Genomic DNA, 26,454 nt, shown 5'->3' on the forward strand with positions numbered 1-26,454 from the left:
GCATGGCCTCCTCTTTAATCAAGTACTTCCAGCGTAATTTGATCGTTTGTAAACACACAAATCTCACCCGCGATTTTCATTGCAGATAATGCAATATCTGCTGCTGTAAGATGCTCTGCGTAGTTTACAAGTGCCCTACCAGCACTCAGTGCATAATTACCACCTGAACCAATTGCTAGAATACCATCGTCTGGTTCAATTACCTCACCAGTCCCTGAGATTAACAACATACTATCCTTATTCATGACAATCAACATTGCTTCTAACTTACGTAAAACTCTGTCACTGCGCCATTCTTGTGCTAATTCCACAGCAGCTCGAGTCAGATTACCATTAAAAGCCTGTAATTTCCCTTCAAATTTTTCAAAAAGGGTAAACGCATCTGCGACAGAACCTGCAAATCCCGCTAGTACTTGACCATTAAACAATCTACGAACCTTCTTAGCTTTATGTTTCATTACAACGGAATTTCCCAGTGTTACTTGACCATCACCACTCATTGCACATTGACCATTATGTCTCACTGCAAATATCGTGGTTGCATGAATTTCTTGTGCCAACAAAGATCACCTCTTCCGTCATCCTTACTTTTTTGCCCTTGGGTGACTATTTAAGTAAATATTACGCAAATGATCCTTCGTAACATGTGTATAAATTTGCGTAGATGATAAACTTTCATGCCCCAAGAGCTCCTGTACTGTTCGTAAATCAGCACCCTCATTTAACATATGTGTTGCAAAGGTATGTCTTAATTTATGTGGATGTACATTTATCGTAAGTGCCGCTTTTTCCATCATATTTTTCAACACTAATCGAATTCCTCTAGTTGTTATCGGATTACCTCTTGAGTTCAGGAAAACCACTTCGGAATTTGTACCTGATTTTTCGAGTAATTGTTTTCTGCCGTCATGTATGTACAATTGAAGTGCTTTTTCTGCATAGCTTCCAAAAGGAACATATCGTTCTTTCTTTCCTTTTCCTCTTACAAGCAATGTTCCAACAGAAAAGTCTATATCCTTCAATCGAAGACTTTGACACTCACTCACTCGAATCCCAGTTCCGTATAGTGCTTCTAATAATGCTTGATTTCGCTGGCCTAATGGATCATTAGCATCATTTATTTCAAATAGTTTTTCCATTTCCTCTTCATAGAGGAACCCCGGAATAGGCTTTGCAGCTTTCGGCAAACTTATTAGCATAAAAGCGTTTGAATCAATTACATTCTCTCTCTCCAAAAACTTAAAAAAAGTTCGTATACTTGATATCTTTCTTGATACAGATTTTCTTGAAAGCTTTCGATCATAAAGAGAAGTAAGAAAAACACGAACAGCACGCTGATCGATTTCTCGAAGGGACTCAAAGCCTTCGCGTTCTACAAAAGCGAAAAATTCTTCTAAGTCATGATTGTAATATTCTACAGTGTATGGCGAAGCATTTTTTTCAATTTGAAGGTACTCTGTAAATGCCTGTTTGTATTGTGCAAGATTATCCAAATACTCACCCCAAACTTGCTTAACAGCCACATAAAAATATACCACTATGTGATGAACTTTGCAATCAACTTAACAAAATTGTAACAAAATTCTGAAATAACCGCAATACTAATGAAAGCATTTATGCTAGTGCTGTCAAGTAGTTTGGCTTACCACTGGATAATTATAGCGACTTCACTATAATTAGTCAACTAATTTTTCGACATTTTCCGATACCTTCAAAAATGCAAAACAACCTATCCCTATTTTCACCAATTGTTTAAAAATTTATAATCAAAACACACATTATTATTTACCCTTTTCTAAAATGCCGAAACATTTAATACAAATTTGAACTTTTTCACTCTTCACAATTAGACATTTTACGCGAACTACAGAACGAAAGCAAAATAAAAGGCGCTCATAGGAGCGACTCTTTTATCCTTGCGTATTTTCTTGATAATCACAACTTGTGCAAACAATTTGGGTTTCCTTTTTCAACCTTTTCTCTACCAAGAGTGAATCACATTTAGGGCATGGTCTTGCTATCGGCTTATCCCAGGAAACAAAATCACATTCTGGAAAGCGATCACAACCATAGAATACACGTCGTTTCTTAGATTTACGTTCTACCACATTCCCCTTCTTACAAGTAGGACATGTTACGCCAATCTCTTTTAGTATCGGTTTTGTGTTTCGACATTCTGGGAAGTTCGAACAAGCTAAGAACTTGCCGTATCGCCCCATTTTATAAACCATCTCATGACCACAGTTTTCACATTCAATGCCAGCAGGCTCATCTTTAATTTCTATTTTTTCCATTTCCTCTTCCGCTTTTGTTAAGCGCTTCTGAAACCCATGATAGAAATCATCGATAATATTTACCCACTCCGCTTCTCCTTCTTCTATGGAGTCAAGGTCATGTTCCATTTTGGCTGTGAATTCCACATCAATAATTTCCGGGAAAAATTCCTTTAATAAATCCACAACGATAATTCCCAGTTCCGTTGGGACGAATCGTTTATTATCTAATGTCACATATCCTCGTCTTTGAATTGTATCAAGAGTAGGAGCGTAAGTTGAAGGTCTACCAATACCTAGCTCTTCCATTGTTTTAACTAATCTAGCTTCAGTATAGCGAGGTGGTGGTTGCGTGAAATGTTGGTTCGGATTGATTTCACTTGCCTCTACAATCATTCCTTCTTCCAGATTCGGTAAAAACTTATCCTCGTCTTTTTTATTATCATCTGTACCTTCCACATATACCTTCATAAAACCTTTAAATTTGACCTTCGAACCATTTGCACGAAATTCTACATTATTGTTAACTAATTGCACTGACATGGTGTCCAAGATAGCTGGTGCCATTTGACTAGCTAAAAAGCGTTCCCAAATTAGCTTGTACAGGCGTAATTGATCCCTTGATAAAACTGTCTTTAATGAGTTTGGCTCTCTCATCACAGATGTGGGACGTATTGCCTCATGGGCATCCTGGGCATTTTCACTTTTCTTTTCTTTTCTTTCAGTACCTAGATATTCACTCCCATATTTATTCTCAACGAATTCCTTTGCTTCACCTTTTGCTGTTTCAGAAATACGGGTTGAATCGGTACGCATATACGTAATGAGACCAGTAATACCACCTGCAGCCTTTCCAAGATCAATACCTTCATACAATTGCTGTGCGATCATCATCGTCTTTTTAGCTCGGAAGTTTAACTTTCTTGCTGCTTCCTGTTGTAAGGATGAAGTGGTAAAAGGTAAGGCAGGATTTCGCTTTCTTTCCTTTTTCGTAACCGTATTAATCGTAAACTGTTTATCTACTAGTTTATTTAGGACTTCTTTTACTTCTGCCTCTGATTTAAGCTCTAATTTTTTCCCATCGATTCCGTAAAAAGCTCCTTCAAATGAGTCCTTATCCTTTAAGAAGCTAGCTTCAATTGACCAATATTCTTCTGGTTTAAAGTCATTGATTTCATTTTCACGGTCAATAATCATCTTCAATGCTACGGATTGTACACGTCCAGCACTTAATCCCTTTTTAACTTTTTTCCATAGTAATGGGCTAATATTATAGCCGACCAATCGATCCAGCACTCTTCTAGCTTGCTGTGCATCTACTAAGTCCATATCAATAGAGCGAGGATTTTTAAAGGATTCCTTAATGGCATCTTTTGTTATTTCATTAAATACTACACGACATTTCGAAGTTTCATCGACATTCAAGGCATGTGCAAGATGCCAGGCAATTGCTTCTCCTTCGCGATCCGGGTCGGCTGCGAGATATATTTTTTTTGCCTTTTTAGCTGATTTTTTTAAATCTTTTAATACATCACCTTTACCACGTATCGTAATATATTTTAATTTATAACCTTCTTCTACATTGACACCCATTTGACTTTTCGGTAAGTCAATAACATGTCCCATAGAAGCTTTTACTTTGTATTTTTTGCCTAAGTATCGTTCAATTGTTTTCGCTTTCGCAGGTGATTCCACAATTACGAGATAATCTGCCATTCTCTTCCTCCTTAGCCTGAGGTAACGAAAAACCTAGTACCATTACTCCTAAATCATTCGTGTCCTAAAATTGCTATACATCTAAATGTAAGAATAGATGTAGTAAATGTCAACATTTTCAAATGAAACATAATTAAAATAAGTAAATTTACCAGTATATAATTGATTATCAAATCCTCACTAATAATAAATATATACGACATAATTGTCAAACATAGAATGAATTTCATTACGGATTAGTGCGGAAGAAAGACTTATTTCTCCAATCATTCATAATGTCTTCATAGGTAACTGCCATTGTTGCCCCTTCCTGAATTAGTTTCAGACATCCAATTGATTGAGGGATATGGGGTGAGCCTGGTACAGCAAAAACTTCCCTTCCCTGATCTAATGCCTGATCTACCGTTATCATGGTTCCACTTCTTTCTGTCGCCTCTATCACAACTGTAGCGAAGCTTAGTCCACTAATAATTCGGTTCCTTTCAGGAAAGTGGAATTTTCTTGGTGGTACTTTTGGTGGATACTCGGAGAGCGCTAAGCCATCTTTTACTAGCTGCTGAAAAAGGAATGTATTTTCACTTGGGTAGATATGCTTAAATCCACTACCTAATACTGCAATCGTTTTTCCACCTTCATGTAACGCCAGTCGATGTGCATAACTATCAATTCCTTTAGCCATCCCACTAACAATAACCCAGTTATCATTTATTAATGGACTTATAATATACTTTGTTTTGTTTTTTGCATCTAAAGAAGGATTTCTAGTTCCTATTACACTTATGGAAGGAGTTTTATAAAGTAATGAATCATCCCCGTAGCAATAAAGTGCGATTGGTGCATCTTTTATTGTTTTTAACATGGGAGGATAGGTTTCGTCCATTAACGTAATGATATGGTAGGCTTGTATATCCTGTAAAGTGTCATGAATCAATTGTGTGTTGTGTATATCCTGATATAGTATTTCAGCTTGATTTTTTCTAATGGATAGATAATGGCTTATTTCGCTTGAGGATATAAGGTAGATATGGGCTAAGGTGGGATCGATTCGCAGTAAACGTCGTAAAATTCTTCTCGACATATAACGACATCGGTGGAGATGAATTAATCGTTGCCTCGTATTTTGTAACAAATTGTCACTTCCCTTCTATATTATCTGTATAAAGGAAGAGGCCGGGACAAAGTAGATAATCACAGAAGTTCCCTCTTGTTAGTACACAATAGGCGTTTCTGATTATCCTCTGCTAGGCCCCTGCCCCTTACCTATACAAATTAATTTGTTTTACACTTTTCTGCTAATCCTTTTTCTTGTAGAACGCGAATCATTGTTTCTCCAATTACTGCAGGTGTTTCTGCAACTTCGATTCCACATTCATTCATCACTCTGATTTTTTCATCTGCTGTACCTTTACCACCAGAAATAATCGCACCAGCATGACCCATACGTTTTCCTGGAGGTGCTGTTGCTCCACCAATGAAACCAACTACTGGCTTCGTCATGTTCGCTTTTACCCATTCAGCAGCTTCTTCTTCAGCAGTACCACCGATTTCACCAATCATGACAACTGCATAAGTTTCAGGGTCTTCATTGAATTCTTTTAATACGTCAATAAAGTTTGTACCATTAACCGGGTCTCCACCAATACCGACAGCAGTTGTTTGACCATAACCTGCTTGTGATAATTGATGTACAGCTTCATATGTTAATGTTCCAGAACGGGAAACGACACCAATATGACCTTTCGTATGAATATAACCAGGCATAATACCAATTTTCGATTCATCTGCAGTAATTACCCCTGGGCAGTTTGGTCCAATTAAACGTGTTTTCTTGCCTTCCATATAACGTTTCACTTTAACCATATCAAGTACTGGAATATGTTCCGTGATACAAATAACTAGGTCTAGCTCAGCATCTACTGCTTCCATAATAGCATCCGCTGCAAATGGTGCAGGGACATAAACAACAGAAGCTGTAGCACCTGTTGCTTCAACTGCCTCTTGAACTGTATTGTATACAGGTACACCTTCTACTTCTGTTCCACCTTTTTTCGGTGTTACTCCACCAACAATCTTTGTACCATATTCAAGCATTTGTTTTGTATGGAATCTTGCAGTACCACCAGTTATACCCTGGACAATTACTTTCGTATCTTTATTTACATATACACTCATTATAGTCCGCCCTTTCCAAAATCTAGTCTATTAATATACAAGATTTTAAATCCATTAAGCTTCTTTAACTAAGGTTACTATTTTTTCTGCACCATCAGCCATCGAGTCTGCCGGAATAATGTTCAATCCTGATTCATTGAGAATCTTCTTCCCTAAATCAACATTCGTTCCTTCAAGACGAACAACTAATGGAAGATTTAATCCAACTTGTTTAGTCGCTTCCACTACACCTTCAGCAATTACATCACATTTCATGATTCCACCGAAGATATTAACGAAAATCCCTTTTACATTTTTGTCAGATAGAATAATCTTAAATGCTTCTGTAACCTTTTCTGCAGTAGCACCGCCCCCAACATCTAAGAAGTTAGCCGGTTCTCCGCCGTAATGCTTAATGATGTCCATCGTAGACATAGCTAGACCAGCACCATTAACCATACAACCAATGTTACCATCTAGTGCAACATAACTAAGGTCATATTTGGATGCTTCAATTTCTTTTTCATCTTCTTCATCTAAATCACGATATTCAAGCACATCTTTTTGACGGTATAATGCGTTATCATCAAAGTTCAATTTAGCATCAAGTGCTAACACCTCTCCATCCCCAGTAGTAACTAGTGGGTTAATTTCTGCAATGGAGCAATCTTTCTCAACAAATGCTTGGTATAGTCCAGTCATAAATTTAACTGCTTTCCCTAGCAATTCATCAGGAATATTCATATTAAATGCTAGTCTACGAGCTTGGTAAGGCATTAGCCCAACAACAGGATCTATCACTTCTTTAAAGATCTTTTCTGGAGTAGCAGCTGCCACTTCCTCAATCTCTGTACCACCTTCTTCAGATCCCATCATCACAACACGAGAAGTAGCACGGTCAAGAACAACACCGATGTAATATTCTTTCTTAATATCACATCCTTCTTCAATAAGTAAACGCTTAACTTCTTTTCCTTCTGGACCTGTTTGGTGAGTTACTAATGTTTTACCAAGAATTTCTTCAGCGTATGTACGTACTTCATCTAAATTCTTTGCAACCTTAACTCCACCAGCTTTTCCACGTCCACCAGCATGAATTTGTGCTTTTACTACAGTAACGGATGTACCTAATTTTTCAGCTGCCTCTACAGCCTCATCTACCGTATATGCAACATATCCATTAGGAACCTTTACACCAAAACTCTGTAAAACTTCTTTCCCTTGATACTCATGAATATTCATTCTTTGTCCTCCCATCAAAAGTCACTGCAGTTTTATTGTATTAAAAAACAGAAAATTGCACAAGAAAAGAGCCAACTTTTGTCGTAAAATATTTTTAATTATTTTCTTGCTCTAGCTTTTGGTCAGCCCTGTATATAAATGCAAACACTTCTGCTACTGCCTGATATAATTCCTCTGGTACTTTTTCATTAATATCTAGCTCCGACAGTAGTTCAACTAATGTCTTATCCTCCATAATGGGTATATGATTCTCATTCGCAATCTTAATAATGTTATCCGCAACTAATCCTTTTCCAGTGGCACTTACGCGTGGAGAGTGCGACTTTTCTTGCTCATAGCTTAAAGCTACAGCCTTTTTTCTTATCTGATTCATATACGAAAATCAACTCCTTGGTAGGAAGCTTGTTGTTTAGTTTGGTATGTTGGATTACTATTCTTCGCCATCTTCTCTTGATTCGTTAACGGCTTAACCGATACATTGGAAAGATAGTACTCGAGCTTCTCTAGTCCCTCCTTTAGTAACGGTTTTAGTGACTGCGTAATCCCTTCTATCGGTTGATCGTTTAATACCGTTATGGAGATTGACCGTTTTTGAATATTCATATCAATCACCGTTTGATCCAAGTTGGCTAGTTCCAAAAAGAACACAATTCGACAATAATCAGGATTAATCTCACCAGCTTCCGTTTTCTTCCCTTCAAAGTTTAGCGCAATATCACTATCTAAGCCGATTCTACCACCTGGTAATAAGAGATTAGCCTGTATCATTTTATCGGTTTCACTGTATGATTGTAGCTGTATACCATTTATCACATGTAATAGCTTAGTTCCTTGCTCCTGGATCGTACCATCACTTGATTGGATAAGCTGTAATAACATTCCTTTAAACGAATTGCTTGGATTCGTTTCATCCTTCAAAATAGCTTTTTCATATTGTATTCCCATATCCTCCAGGATCGTCTTTGTCTGTTGAACAAAAGATTCCTTTATGAAATGATGTAAAAATGAATCCAGTTTCGAATAATTTTCTTGGTTACTTAATGTTACTAAATGGTGGAGTAAAGCTCGCAATGATTGAGGGTGATTACGTAATTCCCCCTGCTTCGGTGGGAATGGAAGAGTACTTAGCTCCACTTCTCGCTTCAAGTTAACAATATTATCTTCAGAAATCGAAACATTGCTCGTTACACTTTGCTGAAGCAGGTTCTCCCATTTAGTTAATAGAGAAGAAGCTTGCTGTTGTATTACTTCCAGCTTGGATAAGCTAGTCTGTAATTCCTTTACTGTATTTGCAGTAAACAGTTGATTCAAATTTATCAATCCGTTATCAGCATTTTGTTTTACCCGATTATTCCATATGTGAAACGGAATATCTTGATCAATCATTCCGCTTGCTTTTAAAACATAGACTAATTCTGGACTGTTTAGTAAGGGAATAATTTGTTTAACCGGTATTTGGCTCGTATTTCCGTTTAATTGATTAATCTTGGAGACTAACCCGTTATTTATATTTGGCTGGGTAGCTAAATGTTGTCGTAACTCCGAGTCTAGTGATTCAAGTTGATCGGTAAAACTTCCAAACTTGCTTGCAAATAAGGCCTGAAAAACAGAATCATTTATTGGCATACGATTTACTATCATTTCTTTTAATAATGCCTGAGCCTGTTCTTTATTACTAGCAGTCTCTAATAGAACATTAGAATGTTGTAATTGTCCTTTCTCAAATGGAATCTTTTCCTGCAGAAGAACCTGTACAAATTCCTGCATTATTCTAGTAGGCTTTATTCCCAGTTGCTGTAGTAAATGGATAATAGGCATTTCTGACCTATTAGGATTAGTAGGCGATTCTGCTATTACTTTGAGTTGGGCTACTTGTCCTAATGCTTGTACTTGAAAGTGATAGTTATTTCCTATTTCTAATGGCGCCTCTAGCTGCGCAATTAACTGCATCACTCCAAGTTGAATATGGGCTTTATTATTTGGGTAAAGCTTCAAAATTCTGCCTTGAAGTATTTGACCTATGCGAAGTGTTTGAATGGGTTCCTTACGATTAGTTAACGATTTACCTAGAACTTCTTGGATGTTCACCTACATCACTCACTTTATATTCTCTTTAACTGGTGCAAATGATTTACGATGGTATGGCGATGGCCCATACTTTACTAAATTCTCCATATGTTCACGAGTTCCATATCCCATATTGGAGCGGAAATCATACATCGGAAACTCGTTATGTATTTCCTTCATCAGTCTATCACGGGTTACTTTCGCTAGCACACTAGCTGCGGCAATCGATATACTTTTTGCATCCCCCTTAATAATTGCTTCGGAGCTATAAGGTAAATCATCTAATTTAACCGCATCAATCAATACGTGATCTGGATTAGGATGCAACTGTGATAGTGCATTCTTCATCGCTAATTTAGTCGCTTCCAGAATATTAATTTGATCTATTGTTTGACTATCCATGATGGATATCCCATAGGAAATTGCTTTTTCTCGAATAACCTCATAGTATTCTTCTCGTTTAGCCTCATTCAATTGTTTTGAGTCATTGAGACCGAGTAATTTAAAACCCACGGGTAAAATAACGGCAGCGGCAACCACCGGACCTGCTAAAGGCCCCCTACCAGCTTCATCAATACCTGCTACTAATTCCTTACCAGCTTGATAGCATTTCCTTTCATATGTACACATTTCTTCATAGACCTGCTCTAGTGCTGCTTCTTTCCGTTTTCTTTTTTCATACGCTTTTATAAGTTGTTGTACACCTTTTCGTGTATCCGATTGAAGTAACATTATCTCAGCATCTGAAAGCTTGTCCTCTTGAAGCAATACTTTTATTTCATTTATCGATTGTTTCCCCATTGTAACACCTATCCTTCTTCCCTTTATATCGGCATGTACCGAAAAAAATAAAAGACATCCATCAACTTGATGTATGCCTTTATGCTTCCTCTGTTGGTCGTTCTAGTGTAATCATTCCAAGGCGACCCGTTCTTAAATCACGGATAACAATATCCGAAACCTTATCGAAATTGACATGACCACCACTTTCAAGAGCACCTCTTAGTTTACCAATTTTCATAAAAATTTCCAGCATGTCATCTTCCTTCTGCTCAATTTGATAACGCTCTTCTAATGAATTAGGGTAATATTCTTGTAAATAGTGGATAACGAAAGCCACAATATCCTGTAAAGAAAGTAATTGATCTTTTATCGTTCCAATTGCCGCTAATCGATATCCGACGGTTTGGTCTTCGAATTTAGGCCAAAGTATACCAGGCGTATCTAATAGTTCAAATTCCTTTTTCACTTTGATCCATAGCTGCTGTTTGGTTACGCCAGGTCGGTCACCTACTTTAGCAATTTTCTTATTGGCAAGTCGGTTTATTAAAGTCGATTTGCCAACATTCGGTATCCCTACTATCATCGCTCTAGCCGGCCGTGGTTTAATTCCCTTTTTCATTAATTTCTCAAGCTTTTTCTGTCCTAGTTCTTTTGCTAACTGAATAACTCGATTAATATCAGCTTTGTCATTAACATTAACTGCTAATGCTGGTATGTCACGTTCTTTAAAATAATCTATCCATTCATTCGTTACTTTCGAATCCGCTAAATCTCGTTTCATTAATAAAACCATTTTTTCTTTACTTTGTAATACTTGCTGCAGCATTGGATTTTGTGAAGAAAGTGGTGCACGGGCATCTACAAGCTCCATCACAAAATCAACGAGTTTAAGCTTTTCCTCTATTTCTCTTCTTGCTTTGGCCATATGGCCGGGAAACCATTGTATTGTCATAGCTAGTCTACTCTCCTATGAATTCAAATCTATCGAATGGCCAATAAATAACACTTGCTTTCCCAACTATTTGGTCCATTGGTATTGGACCAAGTATTCGACTATCTGTTGAGTTTGTACGGTTATCACCTAATACGAATACATATCCTTCTGGAACGGTATTATAATTACCTGTTAATTCCTCTAGCTCAAAGTCATATGTCCAGACATCCTTATCATGAAGGAAGTTTTCTTCAATAGGTTGACCATTTATATATAATATATTATCTTTATACGCTACATGCTCTCCAGGTAATGCAATAACACGTTTGATAAAATCCTTTTGGTCATTAGCATGAAATACGACAATATCAAATCGTTCTGGTTCGTTAAAGTTATACAAAAACTTATTTACAATCATTTGATCTCGATCATGTAATGTTGGCTGCATAGAAGGACCATCGACGATAATGGGTGTAAATAAAAAGGTTCTTACAAGAAAGGCTAAACCGAATGCAATCAATAGCGCTTTTAACCAATCCAGCCACTCACTTTTACCCTTTTTAGCCATAATTCAACCTCCGAAACCTACAATATTGTACTCGTTATTATCATGTAGCAGTTCTGTTTTTATTATATTATGTAAAAAGGAGCTTGAATAAAATACCAAGCTCCTTTCTAAATGCTTCTTTTGATTTCTAGTCTTATCGACGTTCTTTAATACGTGCTGCTTTTCCGCGTAGATTACGAAGATAGTAAAGTTTAGCACGACGTACGATACCGCGACGTGTAACTTCGATTTTATCAATACGAGGTGAATGTACTGGGAAAGTACGTTCTACACCTACACCATAAGAAATCTTTCTTACTGTAAATGTCTCGCTGATTCCACCGTTTTGACGTTTAATAACGACACCTTCGTATACCTGAATACGTTCACGGCTGCCTTCGACAACTTTAACGTGAACCTTCACAGTATCACCTGGGCGGAAATCAGGATGATCGTTACGAAGCTGATCTTTTGTGATTTCTTCGATTAATTTTTGCATCCTGTTCAACTCCTTCCAAACCAATGCTCTTATTTCCTATTGGTAACAGCGGAACATCGTTTATACGTACTTAATCGAACTTAAGCACAATAATTAATATATCATAATACGAGATAGACTTCAACTAGTTAATTATAAAAATAATCATGCTCCACTTACTGCCTCCAGAGTCTACTATAATAGTATATCTGGATGTTCTACTGTACGAGTAGCTTTTGGTTCATGGAAACATATTATTTACCTGTTACGAAGCGGATAGATTTTCCTTTTCCTGTATGCCTACATGAAATTTAGAGCATCGACGTCCTGTTACTTTTAGTCTTTAAATTTCTCTAGAATCTTCTTATCTTCTTCGGTTAGAGGATAATTTTCTAGTAAATCCTTTCGTCGCTCATAGGTTCTTTTCAGCGATTCAGCTTTTCGCCAGGCTTCTATTTTAGCATGGTCTCCTGAAGTAAGTACTTCTGGAACTTTCATACCTCTAAAATCAGCTGGTCTAGTATAATGTGGATGTTCGAGAAGTCCTGTCGAATAAGAATCCTGTGGTGCTGATTCTTGGTTGCCTAAGACATCTGGTAATAGTCGTACGACACTATCTACAACAACCATTGCCCCTAATTCTCCACCAGTTAAAATATAATCGCCTATCGATATCTCATCCGTAACAAGATGCTCTCGAATTCGCTCATCATACCCTTCATAATGGCCACAAATAATAACTAAATGCTCCTCTTTTGCGAATTCCTCGGCTTTTTTCTGTGTATATCGCTCACCTTGAGGACACATTAAAACAACGCGTGGTTTAGCTTCTTTATCCTTTGTGACCGCTTCTACCGCATCAAATATAGGTTGTGGAGATAATACCATACCAGCTCCGCCACCGTAAGGATAATCATCTACTTTATTATGTTTGTTTTCCGTATAATCACGGAAGTTTACGAGATTATAATGAAACTTTTCTTTTTCCTGTGCTTTTTTTAAGATAGACGTATTAAATACACTTTCAATCATTTCAGGAAATAAAGTTAGAATATCAATTTGCATTAATCAAGCAATCCTTCCATAGGTTCTATCACAATTCGTTTATGGTCTACATCAATTTCCTTTACCACTTCTTCTATATATGGAATTAAAATATCTTTTCCCTTTGGTTGCTTAACGACCCATACATCATTTGCACCTGGAGCTAGTATTTCTTTCACTTTCCCGATACTTTCTTCATCCGTAGTAAATACTTCACAGCCAATAATTTCATGATAATAATATTCATTTTCATCTAATTCAGTAAGCTGGGACTCCTTGATTTTTAAGGTTGAGCCTTTATAGTGCTCGACATCATTAATATTATTTAAGCCTTTAAAATGGATTAAATCAAAACCTTTATGAATTCGGTGTCCATCAATTTCTAATTCGCGGACAACTTTTTCATTCGTAACTAAATATAGCAAGTTCCCTACCTTAAATCGATCATCAAAATCACTTACCCGAAGGACTTTTAAATCTCCACGGATACCATGTGTATTTATTATTTTTCCAACTGTAAACATTTTTTCTTCCATATCTCTCACCTGCTGCTAGTTATCTATTCTGACGACAACGCCGTCTTTAATAATAATGGCTGTTTGTTCCATAATTTCATTCCAATGCGTGCCAACCTTCACCTCAACAAGAGCTTCAACTTCCCCTTCAACAATCTCGCTTCCAATTTCTAGCATTTCCAATTGTTCTATTTTAAACTCTACTAGCTTTATTTTTTCTTTTCTATTTTTTATCTCTTGTTGGAATCGATCTTGGAATTCCTGTTTAGACAAGCTTTTTTTATTTTGTAGTTTTCGTTGTTCGAATAACAATTGTTGACACTCTTGTTCAAGTCGCATTTTATGTTTCATAAATTTTTCTTTTAAAGCTGCTTTACTTTTATCCGTGATTACTTGTTTTATGACAACCTTTTTTATGATATTCACGTTATTTCTCGCCTCAACCTTCCCTTTTATTGGTGTCCATTTGTTTGTTATCCTCTTACCATATATACTCCTAGTATTTCCCTTCGAGTATCGGTGTAATGGAACTAATCCGTGCACCTTCAAAAAGTATTTATTATTCCTAAGGCTAAAATGATTAAAGAAGCTCGTTTCTTGTGAATGTATTAGAAAAACTGTCTTTGCTTATCCTTTAAGCAAATAATGCTTGTATCGATTAGGATACACTTTCTTCCCAATCTGCTAAAAAAGGGAAAGGTTTCCCTTTCCCTCACATGATATCTAAATAGATTCGTTTATTAGCATCTGACTTAGCTGCATAAACCACTGTACGAATCGCTTTTGCAATACGTCCATTCTTACCAATTACCTTGCCGACGTCATGCTGATTAACGGTAAGATGATAAACAACCTTGCTGTCCTCTTCTTTCTCCGTCACCTTAACATCTTCAGGGTAATCAACTAATGGTGTAACAATCGACTCTATTAGGGCTTTCATGATATCACACTACTTTACTTGTTAGTTTTTTGTTCGTGGAATTTCTTCATGATGCCTTCTTTTGAGAATAAGTTACGTACTGTATCGCTTGGCTTAGCGCCTTTTGCCATCCAGTCAAGTGCTTTTGCTTCATCTATTTTAACTTCAATTGGATCAACTACAGGATTATAAGTTCCAATTTGCTCAATAGAACGTCCGTCACGAGGAGAACGAGAATCTGCTACTACAATACGATAAAAAGGATTTCTTTTAGAACCCATACGTTTTAAACGAATTTTTACTGCCATTACTTGCACCTCCATTATTATGTTCTTCACAAGAATTGATTTTATCAAAAACTTGAAAGTCTGTAAAGTGTTTTTACATTACATCTATTATAATAGTTGAAAACTACTTATAAATCAAGGGTATTTCTAAAATTTAAAACGGATTGAAAGGAAGCTTAAATCCTTTTCCTTTCTTTCCTTTTTGCATATTCGTCATTTGTTTCATCATTTTTTTCATCTCGTCAAATTGCTTTAATAGCCTGTTTACTTGAGATACAGATGTCCCAGAGCCTTTGGCAATTCTTTTCTTACGGCTGGCATTCATTATACTTGGATCCTGACGTTCTTTCTTTGTCATGGACTTAATGATTGCCTCTACATGAACAAGTTGCTTATCATCGATTTGTACATTTTTAAGCCCCTTCATTTTATTAGCTCCAGGTATCATCGCTAATAAATCATCAAGTGGACCCATTTGCTTCACTTGGCCCATCTGCTCTAAAAAGTCATCAAATGTAAAGCTTGCATTTCTCATTTTTTCTTCTAACGCTTTTGCTTGCTTTTCATCTACAGATGCTTGTGCCTTCTCAATTAGTGTTAACACATCACCCATACCTAATATACGTGATGCCATACGTTCTGGATGAAATGGCTCTAATTGATCCAGCTTTTCACCCATACCGGCAAATTTAATTGCTTTACCTGTTACTGCTCTTATGGAAAGTGCAGCACCACCACGAGTATCACCATCTAGTTTCGTTAACACAACACCGGTAACATCTAATTGGTCGTTAAAGCTCTCTGCTACATTCACAGCGTCTTGACCAGTCATTGCGTCTACAACGAGGAAGATTTCATCTGGATTAACAGCGGCTTTAATTTCATCTAATTCACCCATTAAATCCGTATCCACATGAAGTCTACCAGCCGTGTCGATCAGCACATAATCACGGTGTTCCTCTTTAGCCTTTTCAATTGCCTTCTTAGCGATGTCAACAGGATTTGCTTCTGTCCCCATAGAGAAGACCGGCATATCAAGCTGACTGCCAAGTGTTTCCAATTGTTTAATGGCAGCAGGACGATACACATCACAGGCAACTAATAATGGCGAGCGATTATGTTTTTTTCTTAATAGGTTTGCTAGTTTTCCTGTTGTCGTTGTTTTACCAGCACCCTGTAATCCAACCATCATAATGACGGTTGGTGGACGGTCACTTACGGCAATTTTACTTTGCTCTCCTCCCATAAGCTCGGTTAATTCTTCTTTCACTACCTTAATAACCTGTTGGCCAGGTGTAAGGCTCTCCATTACCTCTTGGCCTACTGCACGTTCTTTAATACGTTTAATTAAATCCTTTACCACTTTAAAATTAACATCTGCTTCCAATAGTGCTAAGCGAATTTCACGGGTCATTTCTTTAACGTCTTGTTCAGAAACTTTCCCTTTTCCGGTAATTTTCTTTATCGTACTTTGCAGGCGCTCGGCTAATCCTTCGAATGCCATAGAAGGTGTCCCCCTAATCTAATTCTTTTAATTGTTTCATATAATGATGAAGCTTATCATCTTTTATATCCGATATATAGCTTTCCATTTGCTGGATAATTTTCATTCTTTCCTCAAACTTTTCATACAGATGTAATTTTTCTTCGTAGGACTCTAGCATTGCTTCTGTCCGCTTTATATTATCATATACTGCTTGCCTGGAAACATTTGCTTCTTCTGATATTTCCCCCAACGAATAGTCCTCAAGATAGTACATTTCCATATAGCTACGTTGCTTGGGTGTCAGTAATGCTTGGTAAAAATCTAATAAATAATTCATTCTCGTCGTTTTCTCGAGCATTTCATCACCCCTTGTTAAGTGAATTACCTTTACATTTTATCTTAACGAACAGATGAACCTTTTGCAAGTAGAAGACCAATTAATCATCGTTTGATTCATCTAACATATCAGCAAACAGCCCATATACAAATGCATTTGCATCAAACTTTTGTAGGTCTTCCGCTTTTTCTCCAAGTCCTACAAACTTAACTGGTATATGAAGTTCATGCCTAATCGCAAGAACAATACCACCTTTAGCAGTTCCATCTAGTTTTGTTAGCACAATTCCACTAACATCGGTAGCTTCTGAAAAAGTCTTTGCCTGACTTAGTGCATTTTGACCTGTTGTTGCGTCCAATACTAAAAGCACTTCATGGGGAGCTCCTGGGATTTCTCTTTCTATTACGCGTTTAACCTTCGATAATTCGTTCATCAGATTGACTTTATTTTGCAGTCTACCTGCTGTATCACATAATAACACATCAACATCTCTAGATTTAGCCGCTTTTATTGCATCGAAAATAACCGCTGCTGGGTCACTTCCGGCAGATTGCTTGATTACCTCAACACCTGCACGCTCTCCCCAGACCTCTAATTGTTCAATTGCCCCTGCTCGGAATGTATCTCCCGCCGCAAGCATGACGTTTTTTCCTTCTGCCTTCAATTTATGTGCTAATTTACCAATCGAGGTTGTTTTCCCTACTCCATTAACACCAACTACTAAAACGACAGAAAGTCCTTCTTTTTGTATATTAAATGTCTCAATTTCTTGATCATCATCGCCATAATAAATATCGACTAATTTCTCTGAGATAACTTCCTTTACTTCTTCTGTATCTTTAATATTACGACGTTGTACTTCAAATTTTAGCTCATCAATTAAATCCATAACGGTCATAACACCGACATCAGCAGTGATTAAAACTTCTTCTAATTCCTCAAAAAAATCTTCATCTACCTTACGATATCGTGCTATTAAATCATTGATTCTACCAGAGAATGACTTTCTCGTTTTCTCCATTCCTTCTTTATACTTTGTCGATACTTCTTCTTGGTTATCTTGTTTAAATTTATTTTTTAACTTTTGTAAAAAGCCCATGTATATGACACCCCTTTATGATTGAATAAGCTCTTTCGTTTCTTCTAGACGGACGGACACTAGTCGGGATACTCCAGATTCTTGCATCGTTACCCCATATAATACATCTGCCTGTTCCATCGTACCTTGTCGGTGTGTAATGACGATAAACTGTGTATTCTCGCTATATTGTTTAACATATTTAGCGAAACGGACAACATTTGCTTCATCAAGGGCAGCTTCCACTTCATCCAGAACACAAAACGGTACTGGACGGACCCTTAAGATAGCAAATAACAAGGCGATAGCGGTTAGTGCACGTTCTCCACCGGAGAGCAGTCCTAAATTTTGAAGCTTCTTACCAGGTGGTTGTGCAATAATGTCAACACCAGTATCTAATAAATTTTTCGGATCGGTAAGCTTTAACTCAGCATGACCACCACCGAAAAGTTCTTTAAATACGATGGCAAATTCGTCTTTTATTTGTCCGAAGGTTGTACTAAATAAGTGTTCCATCTCTTCGTCCATTTCTTTAATAACAGCAAATAAGGTTTGCTTTGCTTCAACTAAATCATTTCGTTGATCCGTTAGGAATGTATATCGCTCAGAAATACGATCATATTCATCGATTGCACCGATATTAACGTTACCTAAGCGCTCAAGTCTCGCTTTAATTTCACTTACATTATGCTTCGCTTCTTCGACATTCTCAACCTTCTCGAATTCTTTTTTCGCTCTTTCATATGTCATCATATACTCTGTTTGTAATAAGGATAAACGATTTTCAAGTTCCACATCAATACGATTTGCTTTTACTTCCTTTTGTTGAATTTGCTGTAAAATGCCATGATGTTTCTTGCTTTCTTCTTTTAATTCTCGTTCTTCATCCTGCATTCGCTGTGTACGAGCCATTCTATCTGAGCGCATCTCTTGAATCGATGACGTTATTGCTTCTTTTTCTTTGCTTTTCTCTATTAACTTTCCATTGATTTCCTCTTCTGTCTCATTCGATTGAGAAATACTGATAAGCTCTTCTAACTCTTCAGCAATTTTGGTAAAACGCTCTGTTTGTTCTGTTAATCGTTCTTTCAGAATATTGGTCTTCTCTTGTTGGTTTTTTACACGTTCTTCTTGTTCAGCAAGGAGAACTTGATAGTGATGATAATCTTGTTGTATCTGATCTTGATTTTCCTTCCATTCTAGTTCCTGCTTGGACAACCCATCAATTTGCGCTCGGAAGGATTGTAAGCTATCTTCAATCGTTGTAAGTTCTGAGCGCAACTCCTGATCACGGTTCTCCAATTCAGCTAAATCCCGGTCATACTGTTGTTTATCCTGATCATATACAGAAAGATTTTCTGAAAGAGATGCAAGCTTTAATTCTATTTCCTTGTGATTCGATTTTGCCTCTTGTAACACTTGTTGTTTTTCACTAAGGCTTTGTTCCCCTAGGTTTAGTTGTTGTTCTAGCTCTGCCAATAATTGCTTTTGCATCTTTACTTGTCGTTCAAAATCTTGTGCCTTAAGTTCATAATCCTGTAGCTTTTCCGTAAGCTCCTGGAGATCCTTTTCTCTAGTGAAAAGAGACGAATTTGTTTTCTTTTGTGCACCACCAGACATAGATCCACCAGGGTTTACAACATCCCCCTCAAGGGTAACAATTCGATACTTTCGCATAACCATACGGGCGATTTCGTTCGCATCTTTTAGCGTTTTTGCAATCACAACATGCCCCATTAAATGGTCTATTGCTTTTTGATAAGAGGGCTCCGTTGTTACCAATTGTCCTGCTATCCCAACAAATCCTGCATGTGTTCTAATCTGATTCAATATGTCTTGCGGTATAAATCTTGGTTGAATGGATTCTAATGGTAAAAACGTTGCTCGCCCACTATTTGTTTGCTTTAACCAAGCAATTGCCTGTCTTGCTGAAGCATCATTTTCCACAACAATATGCTGCGCTTGTCCACCAAGTACAGTTTCAATTGCGGTAATGTACGCCTTTGGAACATCCATGAGTTCAATGACAGCTCCATGAATTGCAGACAATTTCCCATCTTCTCTAGCCTTTAAAACTGCTTTAACACCTTGAAAGAAGCCTTGAAAATCCTCTTTCATATCTTCTAACATTTCTTTTTTCGATTTTAATTTTTCAATATATTGATAGCCTTGATATAGTTTTGTTTGTGATTCCTGGTACTTATCACGCTTGGTTTCAATTTCTTTCTTTATATTTCGTAATGACTCCTCTTCGTGACGATATTCGGCCTCTGAGGATTCTACCAATTGATGGAGTTTCGCTAATTGCTCCGAATAACTTTCTCTTAAATCAATTAAATCCTGGAACTTATCAGCTTGCTTATCTTTTTTGACATTAATTTGCTGTACTTGTTGTGCAATGGATTGCCTTTCATTTCTCTTTGCTGCCTGTTTATTCAGGAATTCGATATATTCCGATTTAAGCTCTTCGATTTGATCAACTAGACTATCCTTATCTGTTGTTAACCTTGTCTTTAACTCTTCAACAAGTTTTTTTGTTTTTTTCTTCTCTTCTTGAAGCGTGGCTAACTTCTCTGTTTCCTCTAATAGCTCAGACTCTAAATTGGTTATCAGTTCCTCTGCTTCACGCTTTTGCATTTCTAGCTTTTCTTTATTTTCGGCGAAATGCTTTGTACGCTCGTGGAATACTTGTTTCCTTCCCTCATATTGTTCCAGCTGCTGAGTCGTGGTCAGTAGGCGTTCTTGTAATTCATTAATCTGATTATCCATCCGCTCTACTTCTTCTCGGGCAGAAGCTAAGCTAGCTTCTTTCTTCTGAATTTGTGTTTTGAGGGCAATCTCATCCAACTTTTCAGCATCTATTACTTTTAAAAGCTCTTGCCATTCTTCATGCAATAGTTCGATTTCCGTGATTAATAACGATATTTCTTGAGTTTTTAGTAAATCCTTTTGCTTTAAGTATTCTTTTGCTGTTTCTGCTTGTCTCTGTAAAGGCTCTAGCTGACTCTCGATTTCATATATAATATCTTCGACGCGGTTTAAATTTTCTTGTGTTTCAGCAAGTTTATATTCTGCCTTCTTTTTCCGTTGTTTATATTTCAGTACACCAGCCGCTTCTTCAAAAATCGTCCGTCTTTCTTCTGCTTTAGAGCTTAAAATTTCCTCTACTTTCCCTTGACTTATAATAGAAAAAGCTTCTTTTCCTAAGCCAGAATCAAGAAATAAGTCTACGATATCCTTTAATCGACAAGATTGTTTATTAATATAAAATTCGCTTTCACCAGAACGATAGACCCGTCTTGTTACACTAACTTCTTCGTAATCAAGCGGTAGAGCTTGATCACTATTATCGAGTACTAGCGTTACTTCTGCTATATTTAACGGTTTTCTTGTGTCACTACCTTGGAAAATAATATCTTCCATTTTTGAACCACGTAGCGACTTCGCAGACTGCTCCCCTAATACCCAACGGATAGCATCTGTAATATTACTTTTACCACTTCCATTAGGGCCAACGACGGCGGTAACTCCTGGCACAAAGTCAACATTTATCCGTTCTGCAAAAGATTTAAATCCAACACTTTCTAAACGCTTCAAAAACATAAACATTCTCCTACTGGAAACGAATCTCCCCATATGTAAGCTCGATTCCATTTTCCCTTTTTCTCTTTATAACATGATATGTTAAACTATCGCTATAGTAGTTATCCGATGAACTGTGTCTAGTATACCTCAACTAATATAAGACATAACAATTGAGCATATAGGCAGTTAACACGTTAAGATTCCTTTAGCATATAGTATAATAAACCATATGGATTGGCTTTTTAATGCATTTATTTTATCATAAAGACGGAAACAAAAGAAGTGTACATAACATATCAACACATTATTATGAACCATAGAGGTGGAAAATGAATTTAGAAAACCCTACAATTGAAAATCTTACATACCTTTTAAACGAATTAGCAGATCACCTGTCCGTAGTGAATCGCTCTTTATTTGACCCTGAGGACTATGACCTTTCAAAATATGAGGATATTAAATTTATGTATGATATGGTTGTGAAGAAAGGGAATCTGTCGGCATCAGAAACGCAGGCCTTCATTGAGGAGCTTAGAAAAGTAAGACTATAAAATGGTCATAAAAAAGGGGTTGCCCTACATTGAAATGTAACCTTTATAACAGGACATTCTAAAGTAGGGCAACCTCTTTTTATACTCCAAGTTGATCTAGCGCATTTTTTGCTGCACGCTGTTCTGCTTCCTTTTTAGTACGGCCGATCCCCGAGCCAAGTACTTTATCATTAATACGCAGCTCTGCCACAAACTCTTTATTATGTGAAGGACCTTTTTCCTCTATAATTTGATATTCGATGGTTTGATTTTTGTCTTGCTGGACTATTTCCTGAAGCTTACTTTTATAATCCATCCCATGCGAAAAAGCACCAGTGTCAATTTTAGGAAATACGTGTTTTTCTAGAAAATGTAATGCTGTGTCAAATCCTTTATCTAAATATAAAGCCCCTAAAAAAGCTTCAAAAACATCTGCCAATAAAGCGGGACGGTTTCTTCCACCCGTCATCTCTTCTCCCTTACCTAAAAGGATATGATCACCAAAATTTAAACTACGTGCAAACGTTTCTAACGAAGGTTCACAAACAATAGCAGCACGTAATTTAGTCATTTCCCCTTCAGGCATTTGAGGATATTTTCGATATAAGTATTGTGAAACTCCAAGTTCTAATACTGCATCCCCCAAAAACTCTAAACGTTCATTATCAGAAGTGTTTATGTCACGATGCTCATTCACATAAGATGAATGGGTAAATGCTTGCCTGATTACATCAATATTTTGAAATTCTATTTGAAGCATCTGTTCTAACTTTTTTCGATCCATAGATACTTGCCACCTCTTGTTGATATATAGAAAAGTCTCGCATTAGCGAGACCTTAAACGTGTATTATATTAGCCCTGTAAATCCTTTATGTAATTTACAGCATCACCAACAGTGTTAATTTTTTCTGCTTCTTCATCAGCAATTTCCATATCGAATTCGTCTTCAAGCTCCATTACAAGCTCAACTACGTCTAATGAATCTGCTTCTAAATCATCTTTAAAAGATGCTTCCATTGTTACTTTTGACTCTTCTACATCAAGTTTATCAACAATAATTTCTTTTACTTTTTCAAATACGTCTGCCATTAACGTTCACCTCCCTTCAAAGTATTATACCGATTACATGACCATACCGCCATCGATATGAATGGTCTGTCCTGTAATATAGTTTGCATCATCAGATGCTAGAAAACGTACTACTTTAGCAACATCTTCTGGTTCGCCAAGTTTTGCGAGAGGAATCATACTTAGCATACCTTCCGTTTGTTCCTCTGTTAATGCATCTGTCATATCTGTTGATATAAAACCAGGAGCTACTGCATTTACTAATATATTACGGCTAGCTAGTTCCTTAGCCGTCGTTTTCGTTAGTCCAATGACACCAGCTTTAGCAGCTACATAATTTGCTTGGCCAGGATTACCACTGACACCTACAATAGATGCCACATTAATAATTCTACCAGAACGTTGCTTCATCATCTGACGTGTTACAGCCTTCGTGCAAACAAAGACACCTTTTAAATTTGTATTAATAACTTGGTCAAATTCAGACTCTTTCATTCTCATTAATAAATTGTCTTTTGTAATACCAGCATTATTTACAAGAATATCAACACTACCAAATGTTTCGAGGGTTAATTTTATCATATCTTTTACTTGTTCTTCATCTGCAACATCTGCTTGGAATTTTATTGCGTTAGCACCTAAAGCGATGACTTCCTCAACGACAGCCTGTGCCTTTGCCTCATTACCAGCATAGTTTACGACGACATTAGCACCTTTTTCCGCTAATTCTAATGCTATAGCTCTTCCGATTCCCCTTGAACCACCTGTGATGATTGCCGTTTTTCCTTGTAACATTACGCTTCACCTCGATACCATGTAATAAAATCATTTAAAGATGCTTGATCTTGAACAGTAAATATCGTAGCTTTTCGATCAATTTTCTTTACTAATCCACTAAGTACTTTTCCAGTTCCTACTTCCACAAATGCCTCAACATCGGTTTGCATCATATTTCGTATCGATTCCTCAAAGCGAACTGGTGAATATAGCTGTTTTAAAAGTAATTCCTTTATTTCATTTTGATCATTCACAGGATTTGCTGTAACATTTGCATAGACAGGAATCTCGGCATCCTTAATGTTCACTTGATTCAAGTATGTCGCAAAATCCTTATTTGCGGCTTCCATTAATCTGGAATGAAATGGACCACTGACATTTAGCGGGATTACCCGTTTAGCACCTTTTTCTTTTAGCTTGTTACTTGCTTCATCGATTCCTGCAACAGAACCAGAAATAACAATCTGTCCTGGACAATTGATGTTCGCAACGTCCACAATCTCTTCCGTAATCGAATCAACTACTTCTTGGATCGCCTCTACGGATAAACCTAACACAGCTGCCATGGTTCCTTGTCCTTTTGGAAATGCTTGTTCCATTAAGCGACCACGTGTGCTAACTAATGGCAGAGCTTCTTCCAGTGTCATTGCTTTAGCAGCTACTAAAGCACTATACTCTCCAAGACTGTGCCCTACTACCATAGATGGTTGAATTCCCTCTTGTTCTAGTAAATTCTGTAGTGCGATACTAGAAAGTAATAAAGCAGGTTGTGCATTTTCTGTTTCAGTCAAATTCTCTGATGGTCCTTCAAACATCAAAGAACGTATATCTTTTCCTAATACTTCATTAGCTTTCGTATATAAGTTTTGAACACTTTCATATGCATCATGAATTTCCTTCCCCATACCAACCGTTTGTGATCCTTGTCCTGGGAACATAAATGCTACTTTTTTCATTCTGTTTCCTCCTCATCCACTTGCATCGACTCCACTGTTTCTTTAATAGTCTCTATGACACGGTGGTCGACCATATGGCAGGTCTGCTTTATGGCACTATAGATTGCTCGGTGGTTGGAAGAACCATGCGCCTTTACAACAGGAGCTGCTAATCCAAATAATGCTGCCCCACCATACTCAGAATAATCTAGTTTATCTTTTAATCCTTTTAAGTCCTTTTTCACTAAGCCTGCCGCTAGCTTTGTTTTAAGTGAGGACATAAAGGTTTCTTTAATCATAGAAAATAGTGCAGAAGCTGTTCCTTCGATCGTCTTTAATGCAACATTTCCACTAAAGCCATCAGTAATGACAACATCTGCGACTCCGTTTAATAAGTCCCTTGCTTCCACATTACCAACAAAGTTAATCGGGGCTTTTTTCATTAATTCGAACGCTTTCTTCGTTAGCTCATTCCCTTTTCCATCTTCCGTACCGATGTTTAATAAGCCAACTCGTGGATTGTTTATCGAACGTACTTTTTCAGCGTAAACAGAACCCATAATCGCGTACTGCAGCAAATGGTTTGGCTTTGCATCCACATTTGCACCGACATCTAACATTAAGAAACCTTCTCCTTCTAATGTCGGCAGGGTCGGACTTAATGCTGGACGATCGATCCCAGGTATTCTTCCGATAACAAATAGACCTGCACTCATTAAGGCACCTGTATTACCGGCAGATATACATGCATCTGCTCGTCCCTCTTTCACTTCAGCCGCTGCCTTTACCATAGATGAATTTTTCTTCCTTCTTACCGCGCGAACAGGCTCATCATCTCCAGTAATAACTTCATCTGTATGTAAAATCTCAATTCGTTCTGAGTTCGTTAAGTACTGATTGATTTTTTCCTCATCACCAACCAATGTAATCTGTAAGTTCTTTATCTCTTGGACAGCATCCATTGCACCTAATACGATTTCTTTGGGTGCATGATCGCCACCCATAGCGTCAATTGCAATTCTCATAGGTTATTCTCCTTTTTATCGGTTGACCGATACATATGGAATTCGCCAGAAAAGACTTTTTCACTATCTACAAAACTATCAACCTGTACTAACGTTAGCCCCTTTTCATCTGTACCTTGTACAAAGGCTTTCGCGACGACTCTTTCCCCTTGTCGAACCTGTCTCTTAAAGTTAAGGACAGATTTTGCTGTTAGGGCAAGCTCATCATTCATAACTGCAACAGCCAATGAATTAGCCTGTGCAAACAAATGATGTCCTCTTGCAATATTATTTCTTGTAAAAACATGTTCTCGTCCTATATCTAAAATCGAGATTGCTCGATTATCTAACTCTAAGTCGATAATTTCCCCAATAACATCTTCTAGTGGCAAAGATTTGACGGTTTCATTCCACTGATGCTTTGCTACTGTTTTTATTCTTTCCCTTAACTCTGGAATGGATAATTCCATCCGGTCAAGACGGATAGTTTGAATACTTACATCAAATTTTTTTGCCAATTCTTCATCGGTTATAAATGGAGTCTCTTCAATTGTTTCTTTTAATTTTTCTTGTCTCTTTACTTTCGGTATCCTCATCAAAGCACCATCCACTTTTCTATATTTTAGGGTAATAATTGTTGCTATTATGACTTGGTACTAATAGTAATATATATTACATGATGAAATTATGCAAGTAA

The 26,454-nt window shown here is 37.2% G+C and carries 28 protein-coding genes; 1 reads left to right on the top strand and 27 read right to left on the bottom strand.

What is annotated here, in order from left to right; all coding sequences use genetic code 11:
- Positions 1-14: 14 nt before the first annotated feature.
- From hslV to smc, 21 genes are all read right to left on the bottom strand, one after another.
- Entirely contained in the window at positions 15-560 is a 546-nt protein-coding gene (hslV, locus tag AAIB49_RS00820; protein ID WP_343456938.1) for an ATP-dependent protease subunit HslV, read from the bottom strand.
- A gap of 24 nt (positions 561-584) precedes the next feature.
- Positions 585-1,493 carry a tyrosine recombinase XerC gene (gene xerC / locus AAIB49_RS00825; RefSeq protein WP_339215341.1) on the bottom strand — a complete coding sequence of 303 codons (909 nt, stop codon included), beginning with the start codon at positions 1,491-1,493 and terminating at the stop codon, positions 585-587.
- 417 nt (positions 1,494-1,910) lie between these two features.
- Positions 1,911-3,989 (bottom strand): type I DNA topoisomerase, encoded by a 2,079-nt coding sequence (gene topA / locus AAIB49_RS00830; RefSeq protein WP_343456939.1) that lies wholly within the window; start codon positions 3,987-3,989, stop codon positions 1,911-1,913.
- A 229-nt stretch (positions 3,990-4,218) separates the two neighbouring features.
- Positions 4,219-5,118, bottom strand: a complete 900-nt coding sequence (gene dprA / locus AAIB49_RS00835; RefSeq protein ID WP_339215345.1) for a DNA-processing protein DprA — start codon at positions 5,116-5,118, stop codon at positions 4,219-4,221.
- A gap of 140 nt (positions 5,119-5,258) precedes the next feature.
- Positions 5,259-6,161, bottom strand: a complete 903-nt coding sequence (gene sucD, locus AAIB49_RS00840; RefSeq protein WP_339215346.1) for a succinate--CoA ligase subunit alpha — start codon at positions 6,159-6,161, stop codon at positions 5,259-5,261.
- A gap of 54 nt (positions 6,162-6,215) precedes the next feature.
- Positions 6,216-7,382, bottom strand: coding sequence for an ADP-forming succinate--CoA ligase subunit beta (gene sucC, locus AAIB49_RS00845; protein ID WP_339215348.1), 1,167 nt, complete (start codon positions 7,380-7,382; stop codon positions 6,216-6,218).
- A gap of 94 nt (positions 7,383-7,476) precedes the next feature.
- Positions 7,477-7,755 (bottom strand): EscU/YscU/HrcU family type III secretion system export apparatus switch protein, encoded by a 279-nt coding sequence (locus AAIB49_RS00850; RefSeq protein ID WP_339215349.1) that lies wholly within the window; start codon positions 7,753-7,755, stop codon positions 7,477-7,479.
- Positions 7,752-9,470: a hypothetical protein gene (locus tag AAIB49_RS00855; RefSeq protein ID WP_339215350.1), complete on the bottom strand. Its 1,719-nt coding sequence runs from the start codon at positions 9,468-9,470 to the stop codon at positions 7,752-7,754. The genes AAIB49_RS00850 and AAIB49_RS00855 overlap by 4 nt, the downstream gene beginning before the upstream one ends.
- Positions 9,471-9,479: 9 nt before the next feature.
- On the bottom strand, positions 9,480-10,250 hold the full coding sequence (locus AAIB49_RS00860; protein ID WP_339215351.1) for a ribonuclease HII: 771 nt from the start codon (positions 10,248-10,250) through the stop codon (positions 9,480-9,482).
- Between the two features lie 79 nt (positions 10,251-10,329).
- The gene (gene ylqF, locus AAIB49_RS00865) at positions 10,330-11,184 is read right to left on the bottom strand and encodes a ribosome biogenesis GTPase YlqF (protein ID WP_343456940.1); all 855 of its coding nucleotides are present in this window, start codon (positions 11,182-11,184) and stop codon (positions 10,330-10,332) included.
- A 7-nt stretch (positions 11,185-11,191) separates the two neighbouring features.
- Positions 11,192-11,734 (bottom strand): signal peptidase I, encoded by a 543-nt coding sequence (gene lepB / locus AAIB49_RS00870; protein WP_339215354.1) that lies wholly within the window; start codon positions 11,732-11,734, stop codon positions 11,192-11,194.
- Positions 11,735-11,867: 133 nt separating this feature from the next.
- Entirely contained in the window at positions 11,868-12,212 is a 345-nt protein-coding gene (gene rplS / locus AAIB49_RS00875) for a 50S ribosomal protein L19 (protein ID WP_339217987.1), read from the bottom strand.
- A 315-nt stretch (positions 12,213-12,527) separates the two neighbouring features.
- On the bottom strand, positions 12,528-13,256 hold the full coding sequence (trmD, locus tag AAIB49_RS00880) for a tRNA (guanosine(37)-N1)-methyltransferase TrmD (RefSeq protein WP_339215355.1): 729 nt from the start codon (positions 13,254-13,256) through the stop codon (positions 12,528-12,530).
- On the bottom strand, positions 13,256-13,771 hold the full coding sequence (rimM, locus tag AAIB49_RS00885) for a ribosome maturation factor RimM (RefSeq protein WP_339215357.1): 516 nt from the start codon (positions 13,769-13,771) through the stop codon (positions 13,256-13,258). The genes trmD and rimM overlap by 1 nt, the downstream gene beginning before the upstream one ends.
- A 15-nt stretch (positions 13,772-13,786) precedes the next feature.
- On the bottom strand, positions 13,787-14,176 hold the full coding sequence (locus AAIB49_RS00890) for a YlqD family protein (protein ID WP_186868651.1): 390 nt from the start codon (positions 14,174-14,176) through the stop codon (positions 13,787-13,789).
- A gap of 286 nt (positions 14,177-14,462) precedes the next feature.
- Positions 14,463-14,690, bottom strand: coding sequence for a KH domain-containing protein (locus AAIB49_RS00895; RefSeq protein WP_339215359.1), 228 nt, complete (start codon positions 14,688-14,690; stop codon positions 14,463-14,465).
- 14 nt (positions 14,691-14,704) lie between these two features.
- The gene (gene rpsP / locus AAIB49_RS00900) at positions 14,705-14,977 is read right to left on the bottom strand and encodes a 30S ribosomal protein S16 (protein ID WP_186868649.1); all 273 of its coding nucleotides are present in this window, start codon (positions 14,975-14,977) and stop codon (positions 14,705-14,707) included.
- 133 nt (positions 14,978-15,110) lie between these two features.
- The gene (gene ffh / locus AAIB49_RS00905; protein ID WP_339215361.1) at positions 15,111-16,460 is read right to left on the bottom strand and encodes a signal recognition particle protein; all 1,350 of its coding nucleotides are present in this window, start codon (positions 16,458-16,460) and stop codon (positions 15,111-15,113) included.
- 13 nt (positions 16,461-16,473) lie between these two features.
- Positions 16,474-16,800 (bottom strand): putative DNA-binding protein, encoded by a 327-nt coding sequence (locus AAIB49_RS00910; RefSeq protein ID WP_339215363.1) that lies wholly within the window; start codon positions 16,798-16,800, stop codon positions 16,474-16,476.
- Between the two features lie 79 nt (positions 16,801-16,879).
- Positions 16,880-17,878, bottom strand: a complete 999-nt coding sequence (ftsY, locus tag AAIB49_RS00915; protein WP_339215365.1) for a signal recognition particle-docking protein FtsY — start codon at positions 17,876-17,878, stop codon at positions 16,880-16,882.
- 15 nt (positions 17,879-17,893) lie between these two features.
- A complete protein-coding gene (smc, locus tag AAIB49_RS00920) occupies positions 17,894-21,460 on the bottom strand; it encodes a chromosome segregation protein SMC (protein WP_339215367.1) in 3,567 nt (1,188 codons plus the stop codon).
- 311 nt (positions 21,461-21,771) lie between these two features.
- Between smc and AAIB49_RS00925 the strand changes: the two genes are divergently transcribed.
- Positions 21,772-21,993: a DUF1128 domain-containing protein gene (locus AAIB49_RS00925; protein ID WP_339215369.1), complete on the top strand. Its 222-nt coding sequence runs from the start codon at positions 21,772-21,774 to the stop codon at positions 21,991-21,993.
- A gap of 79 nt (positions 21,994-22,072) precedes the next feature.
- Here the strand turns inward: AAIB49_RS00925 and rnc are convergent, their stop codons facing one another.
- The 6 genes from rnc to fapR form a co-directional block, all read right to left on the bottom strand.
- Positions 22,073-22,756, bottom strand: a complete 684-nt coding sequence (gene rnc, locus AAIB49_RS00930; protein ID WP_186868643.1) for a ribonuclease III — start codon at positions 22,754-22,756, stop codon at positions 22,073-22,075.
- Positions 22,757-22,825: 69 nt separating this feature from the next.
- Positions 22,826-23,062: an acyl carrier protein gene (acpP, locus tag AAIB49_RS00935; RefSeq protein WP_186868642.1), complete on the bottom strand. Its 237-nt coding sequence runs from the start codon at positions 23,060-23,062 to the stop codon at positions 22,826-22,828.
- Between the two features lie 33 nt (positions 23,063-23,095).
- Entirely contained in the window at positions 23,096-23,836 is a 741-nt protein-coding gene (gene fabG, locus AAIB49_RS00940) for a 3-oxoacyl-[acyl-carrier-protein] reductase (RefSeq protein WP_339215372.1), read from the bottom strand.
- Entirely contained in the window at positions 23,836-24,774 is a 939-nt protein-coding gene (fabD, locus tag AAIB49_RS00945; RefSeq protein ID WP_339215373.1) for an ACP S-malonyltransferase, read from the bottom strand. Before fabD ends, fabG begins: the two co-directional genes overlap by 1 nt.
- Positions 24,771-25,778 (bottom strand): phosphate acyltransferase PlsX, encoded by a 1,008-nt coding sequence (gene plsX / locus AAIB49_RS00950; RefSeq protein WP_339215375.1) that lies wholly within the window; start codon positions 25,776-25,778, stop codon positions 24,771-24,773. The genes fabD and plsX overlap by 4 nt, the downstream gene beginning before the upstream one ends.
- On the bottom strand, positions 25,775-26,353 hold the full coding sequence (fapR, locus tag AAIB49_RS00955; RefSeq protein WP_339215376.1) for a transcription factor FapR: 579 nt from the start codon (positions 26,351-26,353) through the stop codon (positions 25,775-25,777). The genes plsX and fapR overlap by 4 nt, the downstream gene beginning before the upstream one ends.
- Between the last annotated feature and the right edge of the window lie 101 nt (positions 26,354-26,454).

The organism is Ornithinibacillus proteolyticus, from assembly GCF_039581225.1.
GTDB classification, from domain to species: domain Bacteria; phylum Bacillota; class Bacilli; order Bacillales; family Amphibacillaceae; genus Ornithinibacillus; species Ornithinibacillus massiliensis.